We start from the raw sequence: 15,516 nt of genomic DNA, 5'->3' as shown, positions 1-15,516 counted from the left end.
AAAGTAAATTTAAAATTAATAAAATAATTTAAATTAATTTAATTATAAATGAAAATTAACTTTTTTTCATATATGTTTGAATATCGGCTAATACATTGTGATTTCATTTCTATAAAATTACTTATTAGCTTATTTTATAGTATTAAAAGATTATTGCCACGGTAGCGAAAGAAAGAAGTGGGTATCAGCTCCTTTTTTGTTTCAAATCATTTTTATTATTGATGACAAATATTCTTGAATTAAAAAAATTAAAAAAGTAAAAAAAAGAGGAACCAAACAAAGTAAGTTCCGAACCAATATTATTATACTACAAAAAAACAGTGGTTCCTCTTTTTTTAAAATTTTAGAAAGAGGAAGATATGGGGGCATTTAAAAAATTACTTATAGAAACTGAATGATATAACAATGAAGCTAATGAATATGAAAGGCTGTTATATCGCAGAGATTTACTTTTTTGAAAAAATTATCAAAATAAGAAATATGATGTTTTAAATCGCAAAGGGTTAAATATTTTATTGTCATCAAAAATTAGTTTTAGTGAAAAAATTTTTAAATTGTTAAAAGGCAATAAGGTTGCTTTTGAGCTGCTTGTAATTTTAAAAGCTTGTGGAGCAAGAAAAGCACCGTATGAAATTAACTTATTAAAGTCTTTTGGTTTTAAGAAAAGCAGTATTTATTTTGGTTTAAAATTACTAACTAAAATAGGTCTTATACATTGCCAAAATGGCTATGTGAAATTAAGTAATACAAAGTGAAAAAAACATGATGAAAAATATATCGAAATTAAAAGCAAAAAACAATGATATTTTTTCTTGCTTTATGGTCTAACTTATGTATGAAATATCTCAACACTATATTCAATTAATAAATTAAAAAATAAGCGTAAAAGTTATAAAAAATTTAGTGCTGAGTTTGATGATGAAAATAGCTATTGTAAAAGCAAATGATACAAAGAAGCAGTTCCATTGTTCAAAAGAAATAAATTTTTAAAGTTTGTTTGAAAATGGAATGAAAGAAAAGTTTATACGCGTAATAAAAAAGTCCATTTAATTCATAATTCATTATTTATGGGCTCTCGATCGCTAATTTATAGATTTTTAAAAAGATTTGCTGAATTTGTCAATGTAAGTTTTAAAAGTTTGTTTTCAATAAAAAGAATTTTTAAAAATCTTGAATTCAAAACACTTAGATATATTGATTTTAAAAAAATGATTGCTTAGTTGTTTTGTTTTTGAAGTGGGAATGTAATGAATGCATGCCACTTACACAAAAATAAAAATACTGTTTATGGTTTTTTCATTCCATAAATGTTTTGCTTATAAATTTTTTGATTTTTATAAATATTTTATGTATGCAAAATTTAACAAGTAAAAAAATAGTCCAAAATTTGGTTCATAAAATTCATGAATGTAATGAATGAAAGTATAGGAGGGTTTTATAGATAGAGTAATATTTGATATACATTTTGTTGATAAAAATGGAGGCTATAAAACTAAATCAGGAAATGTTCATGATTTTTATGACTGGATTAAAAGTGGAAAAATGGTTGATTATATAACAAGAAATGATAAGTGTGTTTCTTTTAGTGAAGTCGATAATTCAAGCATAAAGGAAATAATGATTTCTATGACAATGGCAGAGAAACAGGAATGATATTTTAATCATTTAAAGAAAAATCAAAAAAATCCTTCTTCTGGTATATATTCTTTGTTTGATGAAAAAGTAAAAGACTTAAACATTAAAAAAATTAAGTCTGAATTATTTAAAAATGAAAATACTGTTTATGAAGGCTTTCTGAATTTAGGACAGCTTGGTCTTGAAGGAAATATTTTGACTAAGAATGATTGAATCAAATTAATTAAAGATGAGTTTGAACATTTTTTAAAAAAGTCTGGATTTGAAATAAATAATTTAAATGCATATTTTACTATTCATGGAAATACTTCAAATCCTCATATTCATTATTTTTTTTATGAAAAAGAAAATTTGAGAAAAGGTAAAAAAATTAAGCTTAATGATATACAAAATTTTGGTTTTAAGATTGCTAATAAATTAAAAGAAAATAAAGAGTCCTTGATTTTACAAAAATTAATTAGTGAAACGTGAAATGCTAAAAAAATAGTAACTAAAAATATTGATGAGTCATTTAACAGTATTAAAAAACAAAAACTGAAAACTTTTTTATCTTGTTGTAAATTGATTGAAAAAGAAATGAAAAATAAAAATAATAAATCTTATAAATTAGCTAGTTGAGATGTAAAAGACGCTGTTAGTGAAATAGATTCATTTCTTTATGAATTTGATCCTGAATATAAAAAGAGAATAGATGAATATAACAAAACAGTTAATGAGTTAATAAAGTTTAAAAATACTACTGAGAGTAAATATTTAAAAAATAGAATCGATATTCTTCTTAAAAAAGAAAAAATGGAATATGAGTATCAAAAAGGAAACAGGATTATAAAGGCTGCTTTAAGTAATAAAGAAAGTTTTAAAAGTCATAGATCTTTTGCTGCTTTTTTATCTACCTTTTACACTGATGATTGAGAATATAAAAAATTAATTAAAAGAGCTGAAAAGATTTTTGCATTAAGGACGTTGGGAGAATATGAAAACTTCATTAAATATTCAAAAATGTAATATTCAAAAAATTATTGATAGATTGATTAAAAGTAAAGATGCAAGGGAAATAAAAAATGGACTTTTAGGTTTAAAAAATAAAAAAATATTAGTAAATAGAGAAAAAACAAAAATGCGAATTATTTTTTCATTTCTTATAAGCTGCTTAATTTTAATATTGTTTGAATCTATCATTTTTGTTTCTGCAAGATACATTAATAATTATTCTTTTTCATTATTTTCACTGATATTGATACTTTTATTGGTTTTTAATATTTTGGCACATGCTGTTTTATTGATGATTTATAAAACGAGATTTAAATACAAAATTGATAAGAAATATGTGAAAGATAAAAATTTAAATGTTTATGGTTACCTTGAAATTATTAATAAATGTTTAATGATTTTTGATTTAGAGATTGACATAAGTAGTAAAGTGCTTTGCATTAAAAATGAATTAAATATTTTATGTGAAAAGGAAAATAGAAGTGAATAAAAAAGTTGTTTCTGTTATTCTTAAAATTCTTTGTTTGATTCTCATAAATATTGTTGGTTTTTGTTTAATAGCTAGTTTATTTAATATATTTAGATATAGTGAATTAAAAATTAATGGTATTAGTTCATATGTAAAAGAAACATTTATAAGCGTGTCTAGATTTAAAATGTTCTTCATTATCCTTGAATTATTATTTTTAGCTTCTACAACCGTTCTTATTTTGTTTTCTTTCTTTAAGAGAAAAATATTACTTTTTTATAAAAAAGATAAAAGTAATAATTGATATAGAAATGAAATTGATTTTTCTGGCGTTTCTTTGTCAGAATTTAACAATAAATTTTTAGTTAGTTCTAAAAGTTCTAAAAATGAAAACAATCCAAATTGATTATTGAAATTTAATAAAAAATTAAATAAATGGTGAATTAATGAACCCGATTCTGATATTAATAGTGTTGTGTTAGGTGGTGTTGGCAGTGGTAAAACACAAAGAATACTAGTTCCAAATATTATTTACAATTCCCATCTTAGATTTTCAAATAGAGCTTCATTTTTGATTTCTGATCCAAAAAAGGAAATTATAAAAATGGTTGGTCAAAAATTGAAGGATATGGATTATAAAATTTATGCTGTTGATTTTAGCGATGTTAAAAATAGTGTTGGTTGAAATCCATTAGCATATGCATATTATTTGGCACATAAATCTGATGCTAGTTATAAATTTAATAATGATAGTGTTAATAATGCTATTAGTGAAATAAATAATGTTATTGAACAATTGCCATGAGGTGAAAAAACGGATGATATGTGAACTAAAAATGCAAAATTGCTAATTAGAACAATTGTTAAGTTTTTATTATTTGCATCTATGGAACGTCCTGATTTGATTGAACAAAAACATTTTAACTTAATTACTGTTGCCAGTATGTGTAATCAAAAAGCATGAAATAATAATGAAAATTGAATAGCAATTTCACGTATAAATGCATCTAATGATTATTACTATTGAAAAGAATTATATAAAGATATTGAATCAATTATTTCAATTGTGCCAGAGACACTTAGCGGTATATTTTCAAATGCTATAAGTGCTTTAAATATATTTACACAGGATGAATTTATTAAAAAAGTTATTAAATCTTCATATTCTTTTGATTTATCAAAAATCGCAAAAGAAAATTCTCCAGTTGCTATATTTGTTCATTACCCAGACCATAAGCCATCTAATCATTTTTTAGTTAGCATGTTGATTGATCAAACATATCAAGCATTAATTAATGAAGCAAATGAAACAGAAAACCTAAAGTTAAATAGAAAGTTTTTCTTTATGTTAGATGAAGCAGGAAACTTGCCTCCAATTATTAATTTAGATAACAAAATTACAATATCAAGAAGCAGAAATGTATTTTTTCAATTAGTACTCCAAGATTACAATCAATTAAAAAAATATAACAGCAGCACCAATAATGCCGCAGATAAAGTTATAAGGTCTAACTTACAATTTACTTATTTTTTGAATAGCAATGATGAACAAACTTTAAAGGAATTATCTGAGTCATTAGGAAAAAAAGAAGTTGTAAAGCGTAGTTCTTCAAAGAGTACTAATTTTAGAGATAAAGGTGGATCTTTTTCTGAAAGTGAAAGCAAGGAAGAAAAACCTTTAATGTCAGTAAGTGAAATAAAAGCAAAAGAAAAAAATTATGTAATTATCCAAAAAGTTGGTTACAAGCCTATGATATTAAAAACACTTTTAGCCTATAAATATTTTTCAAATGATGGATTTAAATATGAGTGTAATGAGATATCTACTGGTGATGATAATGAAGTTTGAGACTATAAAGAATTACCAAGTGGAAAGAAAAGGGATGAAGAAAAAGAATTAGAAAAAGCAATTAAAAAAGTAGACAAGCTAGAAGAAAAATCAAAAGATGAAAAATTAATTAAATGGCGTAATGAAAATATTGATTTTATTAAAAAAGCAATAATCTCTCTATCTAAAAACAAAAGCAAAATTATATCTTGAAAAGATTTATGTGCTGCTTGAAAGGAATTAAGGGAAGCATTAAAAGGTGCTGACATAGATAAAATAGATAAATCAATAAATGACATTATTCCTATTATAAGTAAATGTATTGATGAATTTAAGAGTAAAAGGAAATATGAAAAAAATTAGAAGATTTTATAGATTAAGGGCTAGAAAAAATTCAATTACAAAATCTTTATCCTCAGCTATTAAATATGAAGATGCTGTTAAAAAAGCAAATGATTTTTAAAAAAAGATAAGTATGAATATATACAAATTGAAAGAGTGGAAATTGTAAAGTGATTGAGAAAACCTTTAAATAAAAAAGCAGATACAAAAGAAGGTAATAATGAATAAAGTTATATTATCTGGAAGACTTGCAAGTGAAAAATATTTTGAAATTGAATATAAGAAGAAAGACAATAGTATTGGTAAATTATTGAAATTTTTAATTGCTGTAAATGAATATGGTCAAAAACAAGCTGAATTTATAGAAATTACTATATTTGATGAACAAGTTTCACTAGTAAAAAATCATCTTAAAAAAGGAAATAAAGTTGAGGTTATTGGAAAACTTAGTGTGAACAAATATAAAAACAAAAATGATGAAATTATTTCTAAAATGAATGTCATAGCTTCAAATTTAGTACTAGGATCTTCAAAAGAAATAGAAGAAAAATCAAAAGATGGAAAATTAGAAGATAGAGAAACAATGTCATTTAATTTTAATAATCAAAATGATTTAAAAAATGATATTGATAAAAATGAAAATAACTCTATACTGTCATTTGATTTTAGTGAGCTTGATGATCTTGATGATTAATAAATTTTATGAAAAACAATAATAATGAATTAGAAATAGAAATTGAAAAAAGCATTAAATATAAACAAATCAAAATAATAGTTTGAGATCTATTTGGCGGAGGTCAGAATAGTGTTTATAAGGCATTAAAAGACAATCCAAATTATGAAATATATACATTTGATCTATATCCTGAAAAATATCACGAAAACCAACATATTATTGATTTATCGCTTGATATCACAACTTTAAAAGAATATTTTAGCAAGTTTCCAAAACCTGACATAATTGCTGCTTCACCACTTTGTCAATCTTTTAGTTCAATTTTAAGCCTAAAAGGCGGTGGAACTTGTTTTTGAGAGTATCAAGATAACTCAAAAACAGCTTTAAAGGAAAGATCAATTGATGATTTTAATAATTTAAAAAATGGCTTTACTAGAAACTTTGATGCAAACAAACAATTATTTATTAAACGACTTGGTGAAAACTGTATTAATAACACAATTGATATTATTAAGGAATTTAAACCTAAATATTGATATATAGAAAATCCAAAAGGCTCATTAATGTGAAAGTTCATTCAATATAACAGAAAAGACTTTTATAAAGCTGATTTTATATTTAACAAAACTTACTATGGGGAATACGGATATTTACAAGCAAAACCAACAATATTTTTGTCAAATGTTTATTTAAATTTGAAAAATAAAAACAACTTAAAAACTATTAAAAAAGATGGGTATAAGGAAATATATAAAAATAATGTATTAATATCAAAAATGTTAATTGGTGATAGATTACTTCCTTCATTAAAAAATTATAGATATAAAAGTATTGGTAATTTTCAATCAAAAGAAGCAGCAATGATATCGTATATACCAGCAGATCTTATAAAAACAATTTTTATTAGTTTTAATTTATCAAAAGAGTAAGGAGTAAACCTATGGAAAATAAAGCTCTTAAATTAATTGATAATATGATTGAATTTCTTCAACACGAAAAAGAAGCAATCTTAAAAGATGCAGGACAAAATTATTATCCTGAAACTGAATTTAGTGTTTTAAATAGCATTTTTAGAAATTATGCAAAACCATACGCAGAAATATCAATTGAAGGCTTAAGCTTAGATTTGATTGCTGAAAGTTATGATGAAATTGTAGAGAATATCAATGCTCAAGAAATTAACGGATTGTCTGATGTTGTTGAAATAGCATCTGAAAATATTAGTCAAAAAGTTTTTTGAAAAGCAGAAATAAATTTACGAATAGTTTATGGTTACGGACTAGAAGATACACTTGATTTGTGAAAAGACAAATTTGGGAGTATGGAAGGCTTTAAACCAGAATGAGCTCATCAAGAAATAATCAGAGAAAAAATGTTTGAACAATTAGAACCTTATTTACAAGTTGATTACAAAGATAAAGATGAATTCATTGCAGATTTAAACAGTTTTATGAAAGATAATAATCTAAGCTACACAGAACAAGAGCAACAACAAAAAAATCTAATTGACAATAAAGAAGAACACATCACAGCAAAAAATCAAGAATTTACAAATAAAACAGTTACAAAAAATGCTTTTGATATTAATGAGATTGAAAAAGCCAAAAATCAAAATGAAAATAATTTGAATGTTGAAAAAAGAAAATTATAAAAAATTTGAATATATACTTGAATGATTTAGAAGAATATAATCGAATAATTGAGTAATTAAAAAAGATATATTAAAAATAATAAAACTGAATCTTTAAATAGTCTAGTGATTATAAAAAGGAAATGAAATGAATATAGAAAAAAATGATGAAAAAATAATTAAAGAAGCAATTAGTGAGTTTCAGAAAAATAAAAGTTTTTCAATTCCAATTCATCATGAAGGAAATGTTTCTTATTTAACTTATAATCCACAAAATGGTCTTGTTTTAGATTTTGATAAAGAATACTTTAATGAAGCAAAAATTAAAAACAAGAAAAAAGAAGATGAGGATGAAGAGGAAGCTTTAAAAGAAAAGCAAGAAAATAAAGAAGAAGCAAAGGAAGACAATGAAGAAACATTAAAAACGAAGCAAGAAAATAGCGAAGAAGTAAAGAAGAGGGAAGAAAATAGTAAGAAACAAGAAAAAAGAACATCAATCTTTAAGAAAATATTTTCAAGCGAAAGAACAAAGAAATTATTAATTTTTGCAGTAAGCTTGCCTGTTAGTTATTTTCTAGGATTCCCTTATGGGTTGCTTACTATGTATTCTCTTAAAAAGATTAAAAACAAAAAAATTGATTCGTTTTTAGAAAAAAATAATATTTCAAAAGAAGTGGCTAAAGATATTGATATTAAAGATGAAAAAATGAATGAGCTAGTGAAGGATATCAATAGTTTAGAGAATAAAAATAGTAAAATAGAAAGTGATAAGAATACTAAAAATGCTTTTGATGAAAAAAATATAAAAGCAGAAAAAGAAAAAATTAGTAAAGAAAATAAAGAATATAAAATTAATAAAAATATTAATAAAATGAAGTAATTAATAGGAGATAACATGCCCTTTTGACTAACATGAAAATCTTTTGGCATTTATATAGGATGTATGTTGATTATAGCGCCTTTAACCTCATTGTGTTATTTAGCTATTGCAAAAATGCATGCAGCAGGTCTTGTTAGTTTGAATTTTTTAAATAAAGCAGGATTTTTTACAGCTTTTTTAGGGTTTTGTTATTTCTTTGGTTACCCAGGATATTGATGATATAGAAGAAAGCGTTGGTTAAGAAATAATAGATAGGTTTTTACATTATAATTTATAATGTAAAGGAAATTATGAAAAAGAAGTTTAAAAAAATAATGTTGGCTGGAGCTAGTGCAAGTGTAATGTTACCATTATCATTAACTAGTTGTTGATTTTCACCTTCGAATTTACAATTTGGAAAACGAAGTGATGTTGGGAATGTAGGCAAAACTGGCGAAGGCAGCAATTCTTCTGGTAAAGTTGAAAAAGAAATAACAGCTGAAGAATTATTTGATAAAGATTATGTTTTAGTAGATACCCATTTAAATAAGAAAAATTTTTTGAAAGATAATAATTATTACTATTTTGCAAAAGTTGCACATGATGAAAAGAAATATGAACCATGAATGTATTCTAAAGATATGTGAACAAGCAATGATTTTTTACCAAAAATTTTTATGTCGCTTGATGCACATGTGAAGAATGAGCAAGATAGTGAAGAGTTAAAGGATATTAAAGATTTACTTAATGTAGATGTTCATAGTTTGTATCAAATAAATAATTTGAATAGAAATTATTTTAGAGATGATTTTAAGCTTGAATCACCTGAAATTGAGAAGCAATTTATTAAAGAAATGAGTCATTATTTAGAGCCTAGTAGTGATGTAAACACAAAAACACTTATTAAAAGATGAGTTGATGAAAAAGGAAATATTAAGTTTGATCTTGAAGCAATAAAAAATGTAAGAGAAATTTATATTCCATATTATGATGTTACTCCAAGAGGATACTTTAATGCATTTTTAAAAAATTGATATGAAGGAAAAGTATTCGAAAATGTTCCATTTGTTAATACAAAAGCTACTGCTTCTAAATATGAATTAATGTTGGAAGATCCTAATTCATTGTTTAATCAAATGGTAAAAAGAGAAAGTGTTTCTGGTAAAGCAGATGAACTTTATTATTTAGCTTTTACAAGAGGTATAGCTAAAGCTTATGGCAATGGTAATTTTTATGATTATTTAGAAAAAGAGAAAGATGTAATTGATGCTTCATTTTTTGGTCAAAAAGAGTATCTATTATGAAATTTCTTTACAATGTTCCCTTTTTATGAAACTTGAGCAGCAAGTCAAAATACCTTATATAACAGAGCTTATTTATCTTATTTAAAATTATTAGATGGTGTTGGATATATTAGCGGCAACTTTAAGAATTGATCTGAAATTAATGAAGATTTTAGAGAGAATTTTAAGGATAGACTGAATGATTTAGCAAAAAGTTTAGTTCAAGTGCTAGGAATAAGCGGCACATTGGGTGCAGAGATTGAAAAATATGGTGTAAGAAATAAAACGTATGTAAATATGTTTGCACCTACTATAAATAATGTTCTTTATGATTATGAATATTCATATGCTTGAGCTTATAGACTGTTGTATGAAATGGTTATTCCTGCTTATGCTGCTAATGATTGAGAGTTGCCAAGTGATTTATTTAATTACTTACATGGATTGTCTTCTAGATATAACAATTTAATACATAAATACATAAACTTCTTTTTAAATACAGTTTTAAAAGATAAAGATTCTAATTTTGAGAGTTTAACTGATTATAGTGATATGAACAGTGAAACTATTAAAAGCGAAGATTATAAAGAAAAAGCTAAAGAAAAGTTTTTAAATTGATTAGCTGTATGATCAAATAGACTTGGATCTAATATTAAAACTGGTGAAATGTAATTTCATAATACTTATCTAACTAATAAGATGCTTTTCTTATTAGTTTTTTTGTTTATTTTTTGAATGATAAGGAGTGAAAAAATAATGAATAATAGTGATTTTAAAGTTGAAGGTATTACAGAAATAGGTAATCATGTCCAAACTATTGGAAGGTCGATTTTTGGAGTTTTTGCAATTGTTGCTGTTTTAGCAGTAATAATTTTATCAATTTGAGCAGGTACTAGAAATGCAAGTGAAGATGATCCAATGAGAAGAAAAGCAAATACTCAAAAAATTTTATGAGCAGGTATTGTCTTAATTTTAATTTGTATTGGTTGAGGTATTTTTGAAGCTGTGATTAGAATACAAGCAAATTCAATTTCAAGCATATAGATGTGTTAATAAAAAAAGATATTTATTTTAGTGAGGAGGATAAATGACAAGTTTCTTTACTTATCTTTTTGATATTTTTAGATATGGACCGGCATATGTTTTTTGAATATTATTAGTTTTGCTTGCTTGACTTTTATTTACTATTTTGTGTGTAGTTTTCTATATAGTTGATTTTTGTGCATTTAGATTATTAAATTTTGTTCTTTTTGGGCTTAGTCCTGGACAGAGCATAATGGAAGTGAAAGGACCAGAGCCTTTTTATAGATTTATGATAGTTAGTTCTATTATTTGAATAATTATGTTTGGCATTTTATTTATTAAATTTAGTTTTAGTGAGAGTGTTGAAAGTGTAAAAATTATTCGTAAAGCATTGGTATTTAGTGTTAAGAGCGCATTGATTTTATTAGTTTTTCAATTGTCGTTAGTGTTACTTAGTACTGTAGTTGATAATTTAACTAAGTTAGTGTCTGGTAATAATCAAAATTTTGGGGTAAATTTATCTAATAGTATTTTTGATATGTCTTATCCACCAGAAGCAAAAGGTAAACAGAATTTGCTAGTGGATGGTGGTTCAATTATTCCAATTTTAAATGGTAATGCAACAAGTTTTACTAGTTTTGCAAGCATTGCAAAAATTGTTGGAAAAAGTAATGCTATATTACAAGGGATATTAGTTTGTATAGGTGCAATTTTAATTGCTTTCCCATTAACCTTTGCAGGCTTTGATGCAATTGGTAAAGTCTTTCCAACTTTCTTTCTATATGTAATATTTCCATTTATTTTGCCATTATCATTACTGGATGATGGTAAAAAAGTGCGAGTCTGAAAAGACAAGTATGTAAGCAATATGATGTCGCTCGGAATATTTTTAATTGGATTACAAATAATGGGTATATTTTTCTCATTAGTAAATCAATTTGTTATGAAGAGTTTATCAACTCAAATTTGAATAGCAGAAGCGCTTGTGATGATAATTATTTTTGGAGCTACTGCAATGAAATTTAAAGAAATTGCTGAAATCGTTACAGCATTATTTGGAACAAGTGTTAATAGTGGCAATACTGCAAAAGGCATTGGTGGTGCCGCAAAAAGAGCAGAAGCTATTGGAGAAAAGAGAGCAAGCATTAAACAAAATGGATGAAAAGGCTTATTCATGAGAGCGAAAGCGTAGGAATTAAGAATGCTACAACCGAAGAGATTAAAATATAAAAAAGCGCTTGCTACACGTAAATTAAGCTGGCGAGATATAATAGAGTTTTTTGTTGTTTTTGCTACTTCATACTTAATTTCATTTGTTGCTTTTTGACCACTTGAACAAAAATGAAAATGATTAATAATGATATTTGTTCTACCTCTTTTATTAGTTTTTATTTTTCCTGCTGGTAGAAATAATTGTAAAGTTTATCAATTAATAATTAGAATGTTCAAGTTCAAGTCTATGCCAAGAAAATATAAAAGAGTTGTTGAAAATACTAAAGAAAGAAATAGCAGTGATTTGAATCCATATTCGACATTGATTTCAAAAGATGTAGTGAAAAATAAATCAATGCAGGGATTTATTAGAAGTAAAAGATCAAATAATTATTTTTCAGTCTTACAAATTAATGGTCAAAACATTTGAGCAGAAAATGAAGATACACAAATGGTGTTGGTTGAAAATTTTGCAAGATTATTGGATAGTTTTAAATATAAATTTAGTTTTGTTAAATTAGATGAAGAAATTTCTTATTCTCAAAATAAGAATTATTTGGACAAAATTAGGGAAATAAAAAATAAAAAAGGTAAAAATTTAGAATTTTGAAATAAATATTATGATGAAAATATAAAAGATTTTGAATCTATTGAAAGAAAAGATATTAAAAATGTTTTTTATTTAATTATTAATGCTCCATCACTTGAGGAGCTTGAGGAAGCATTTTCTACTTTTAATCAAAAACTAGATGATTTTGGAATTTTTACATATAAAAAATTAGAAGAATTTGAATTACTTAATTTTTTAAATAAATTGAATAAATTTAATCAAGATGAAGAAGAGATCAAAGCTTATTTGAATAGTAGTGGCATTTATGAATCTGAATATAGTTTAGATAGAATTTTTAAATATGATGAAGTTTCATTTAATGGATCTTCAATTACTATTAATGATGATCAATATAGCATAAAGTGTGTTGGTGCTACAGCCACAAAATTAAATAAAGAATGATTGGAAAAAATGTTTAATTCTAATGGAACTATTATATGAAATGCATTTCCATATAATGACCCTGGCATAGTTAATAAAATAGTAGATAGTGCTACTAGAAAAAATGCTGATAGAGGAAATCTAGAAAAAAGCTTTGTTAATAAATATACTTCAAGCATTGAAGAAGATGCTATTGTAAATATGATTGATCAAATTCAAACTGATAATTTTAAGCTTTATGATATGAATATTTTTATAGTTATAAAGGGCAATAGTAAGTCTGAATTAAAAGCTGAAAGATTAAAGATTAGAAATAATTGGCTAAGAAGTAATTTTGGAATAAATGATTTAGTTTTTAGACAATTTGAGGGTTTTCTTGATGCATTTAATTATCCTTCTACAAAATTAGATAGAGAGTATTTTCAAATAACTTCAATTAATACTGCATGTGGTTATCCATTTAATAAGAAAATTTTAAATGATGGAAACAATTTAATTGTTGGTAAAGAAGTTAGGGATAGCGCAGAAGCATTAGTTTGAAATATGTTTAAGCTAGATAATAATAGAACTAATCATAATGTAATGATATTAGGAACTCCTGGAATGGGGAAATCTACATTTACAAAGAAAATATTAACAAGTGCTGTGGCTGCCAATAATATTGCAATTGTTATTGATCCACAAGCTGAATATTTGAATTGAGCAAAGGAATTAAATGGTCAAATAATTGATTTAGGTGCTGGAACTGGTAGTGTAATTAATCCACTACAAGTTAGAGCCTTTATAGCTAGAGATGATGACAATTTAGAAACAATAGATATTAATGCATTAGTAAATAATCATTTATCTTGGTTAAGTAAATTTTTTAAAATTGTTTTTGATGACGTGAATAATAGAAAATGATCTATTTTAGAAAATCAAATTATTAACTTGTATGAAAAATGAGGAATTTATGAATTAGATTCTTTTGATCAATTGGAGGCAAATAAATGACCAACAATAAGTGATTTGATTACAAGTATGCAAGATTTTAAAATACCTAGTGATCATCATAATAAAGAAGAAAGAAAAAGGGAAATATTAGATTATGCTGAACAGTTAAGCTTTAAATTTGAAGACAAGGGCTCTTTAAAAGCTTTATATAATGGACATACTAATATTTTGATTGATAATGATGTAGTAGTTTTTAAAAATGATAATTTGACTGACACAAATGGCAGCATATTATCACAGCTAGGTATTATGATTTTATTGAGTTTGATAAATGAATATATTTTTAAAAATGCTTTAAATAACAAAATTAAAGTTAAAGAATATAAAAAAATACATAACAAGCGATTGTTAAGTATTAAAGAAATGCAAGAAATTATAAGATACTGTGCTTTTTGTATAGATGAAGAACATTTATACATTAATCAAAAAAATATAACAACACTTGATTATATAGCTGATACAACAAAATTAGTTAGAAAGCTTGATTGTGGAACAATACACACTACGCAAAATCCATCTGATTATAAGCAATCTACATCTGTTGCTGACAGCGCTTCAAGAATAATTGAAAACTGTTTGTATTCATTTTTCTTTGGACTAAAAGATAATGATATTAATGCAATAAAAACTTTTTATAAAAATAGTAATCAATTATTAGATAGTGAAATTAGATTTATAGCAAGTAGGCAAAAAGGAAAAGTTTTAGCTACTATTACTAATAATGAGAGGTACAAGATAAATTTACACTATAACAAAATGGAAAAAGAGATGTTTTTTGATAAGGGAGAGTAATGATAGAGGAAAAAGATATTGAGGATAGCATTGTGTTAGATGAAAATATATCAATTCTAAGCGAAGAAAATATCTTGGATGATAATTTATATGTCAATGATCAAAAGAAGGCAAAAAAGAGCCCAAAAAAAGCAAATAAAGACAAAAAAACTGATAATGATTTAGATAACGAAGCAAAATTAAAAACAAAAGCAGAAAAAATGAATAAATACAGAATTGTTTCAACACGTTTTACAAGTGATGAAGATTTAATGCTTTTCCAAAGATGAGAAAGCAGAATTAAATCTAAAGGCTTGAGTTCTTATGCTGAAATTCAAAATATTATAAGAACTCATATGGTAGAAGAGGAAAAAAAGGGATTATTAAAAGAATTCAAGCAAGACTTATTTTATGTTTTAAGAAAAGCAATGTGAGCTTCTTTAACTCCTTTTTTGAATTCTATTAAAGATGAAATGAGATCTCAAAATAATGAATTAACATTTATAGATCTAAAACTTAATTTGCTGATTAATTCACTTATAAAAGACAAAGATAAAATTAATTCTCCTGATGCAAAAGACTTGTCAGAGTCAGAATATATAAAAATGTTAAGAGAAAAGGTTGCTAATAGTGATAAAAGCTATCAGAAAAGAATAATGAATAAAATGAAGCAAGATGAAAGAAGTTTAAAAACTTTATAAGACAAATTGGGGAAAATAATTTTGATGATGTTATGCAAGAAGAAGCATTGAAAGAAGAAGTTGAAAAAATAAATTATGACTTTAAATTAAATGAAAGTGATTCGATTTCTGAT

At 24.9% G+C, this 15,516-nt stretch carries 14 protein-coding genes; all 14 read left to right on the top strand.

What is annotated here, in order from left to right:
- Positions 1 to 359: 359 nt before the first annotated feature.
- The gene (locus tag JS510_RS00705; protein WP_205517467.1) at positions 360 to 1,220 is read left to right on the top strand and encodes an MAGa4850 family ICE element protein; all 861 of its coding nucleotides are present in this window, start codon (positions 360 to 362) and stop codon (positions 1,218 to 1,220) included.
- Between the two features lie 322 nt (positions 1,221 to 1,542).
- The gene (locus JS510_RS00700; RefSeq protein ID WP_205517466.1) at positions 1,543 to 2,640 is read left to right on the top strand and encodes a relaxase MobL; all 1,098 of its coding nucleotides are present in this window, start codon (positions 1,543 to 1,545) and stop codon (positions 2,638 to 2,640) included.
- Positions 2,609 to 3,115, top strand: coding sequence for a hypothetical protein (locus tag JS510_RS00695; protein ID WP_205517465.1), 507 nt, complete (start codon positions 2,609 to 2,611; stop codon positions 3,113 to 3,115). The genes JS510_RS00700 and JS510_RS00695 overlap by 32 nt, the downstream gene beginning before the upstream one ends.
- On the top strand, positions 3,108 to 5,285 hold the full coding sequence (locus JS510_RS00690) for a type IV secretory system conjugative DNA transfer family protein (protein WP_205517464.1): 2,178 nt from the start codon (positions 3,108 to 3,110) through the stop codon (positions 5,283 to 5,285). The genes JS510_RS00695 and JS510_RS00690 overlap by 8 nt, the downstream gene beginning before the upstream one ends.
- A 199-nt stretch (positions 5,286 to 5,484) precedes the next feature.
- On the top strand, positions 5,485 to 5,958 hold the full coding sequence (locus tag JS510_RS00685) for a single-stranded DNA-binding protein (RefSeq protein ID WP_205517463.1): 474 nt from the start codon (positions 5,485 to 5,487) through the stop codon (positions 5,956 to 5,958).
- An 8-nt stretch (positions 5,959 to 5,966) separates the two neighbouring features.
- Complete coding sequence (locus JS510_RS00680) at positions 5,967 to 6,869, top strand: class I SAM-dependent methyltransferase (protein ID WP_232840945.1); 903 nt, start codon at positions 5,967 to 5,969, stop codon at positions 6,867 to 6,869.
- Between the two features lie 11 nt (positions 6,870 to 6,880).
- The gene (locus JS510_RS00675) at positions 6,881 to 7,591 is read left to right on the top strand and encodes a hypothetical protein (RefSeq protein WP_205517462.1); all 711 of its coding nucleotides are present in this window, start codon (positions 6,881 to 6,883) and stop codon (positions 7,589 to 7,591) included.
- Positions 7,592 to 7,718: 127 nt separating this feature from the next.
- Positions 7,719 to 8,450, top strand: coding sequence for a hypothetical protein (locus JS510_RS00670; RefSeq protein WP_205517461.1), 732 nt, complete (start codon positions 7,719 to 7,721; stop codon positions 8,448 to 8,450).
- Between the two features lie 15 nt (positions 8,451 to 8,465).
- Positions 8,466 to 8,705, top strand: a complete 240-nt coding sequence (locus tag JS510_RS00665) for a hypothetical protein (protein WP_205517460.1) — start codon at positions 8,466 to 8,468, stop codon at positions 8,703 to 8,705.
- Between the two features lie 35 nt (positions 8,706 to 8,740).
- Positions 8,741 to 10,384 carry a CDS14 family ICE transfer lipoprotein gene (locus JS510_RS00660; RefSeq protein ID WP_205517459.1) on the top strand — a complete coding sequence of 548 codons (1,644 nt, stop codon included), beginning with the start codon at positions 8,741 to 8,743 and terminating at the stop codon, positions 10,382 to 10,384.
- Between the two features lie 84 nt (positions 10,385 to 10,468).
- Positions 10,469 to 10,756 (top strand): Mbov_0395 family pilin-like conjugal transfer protein, encoded by a 288-nt coding sequence (locus JS510_RS00655; RefSeq protein WP_205517186.1) that lies wholly within the window; start codon positions 10,469 to 10,471, stop codon positions 10,754 to 10,756.
- A gap of 43 nt (positions 10,757 to 10,799) precedes the next feature.
- Positions 10,800 to 11,927: an Mbov_0396 family ICE element transmembrane protein gene (locus tag JS510_RS00650; RefSeq protein WP_205517458.1), complete on the top strand. Its 1,128-nt coding sequence runs from the start codon at positions 10,800 to 10,802 to the stop codon at positions 11,925 to 11,927.
- A 9-nt stretch (positions 11,928 to 11,936) separates the two neighbouring features.
- A complete protein-coding gene (locus JS510_RS00645; protein ID WP_205517457.1) occupies positions 11,937 to 14,723 on the top strand; it encodes an Mbov_0397 family ICE element conjugal transfer ATPase in 2,787 nt (928 codons plus the stop codon).
- Complete coding sequence (locus JS510_RS00640; RefSeq protein ID WP_205517456.1) at positions 14,723 to 15,403, top strand: Mbov_0398 family ICE element protein; 681 nt, start codon at positions 14,723 to 14,725, stop codon at positions 15,401 to 15,403. Before JS510_RS00645 ends, JS510_RS00640 begins: the two co-directional genes overlap by 1 nt.
- The last annotated feature ends 113 nt before the right edge of the window (positions 15,404 to 15,516 follow it).

Origin of the sequence: Mycoplasma tauri (assembly GCF_016925555.1) — a bacterium.
In the GTDB taxonomy this organism is placed as follows: domain Bacteria; phylum Bacillota_I; class Bacilli_A; order Mycoplasmatales; family Metamycoplasmataceae; genus Mycoplasmopsis; species Mycoplasmopsis tauri.
The sequence above is the reverse complement of the archived record's forward strand: the minus strand, read 5'-3'. Positions and strand labels throughout refer to the sequence as shown.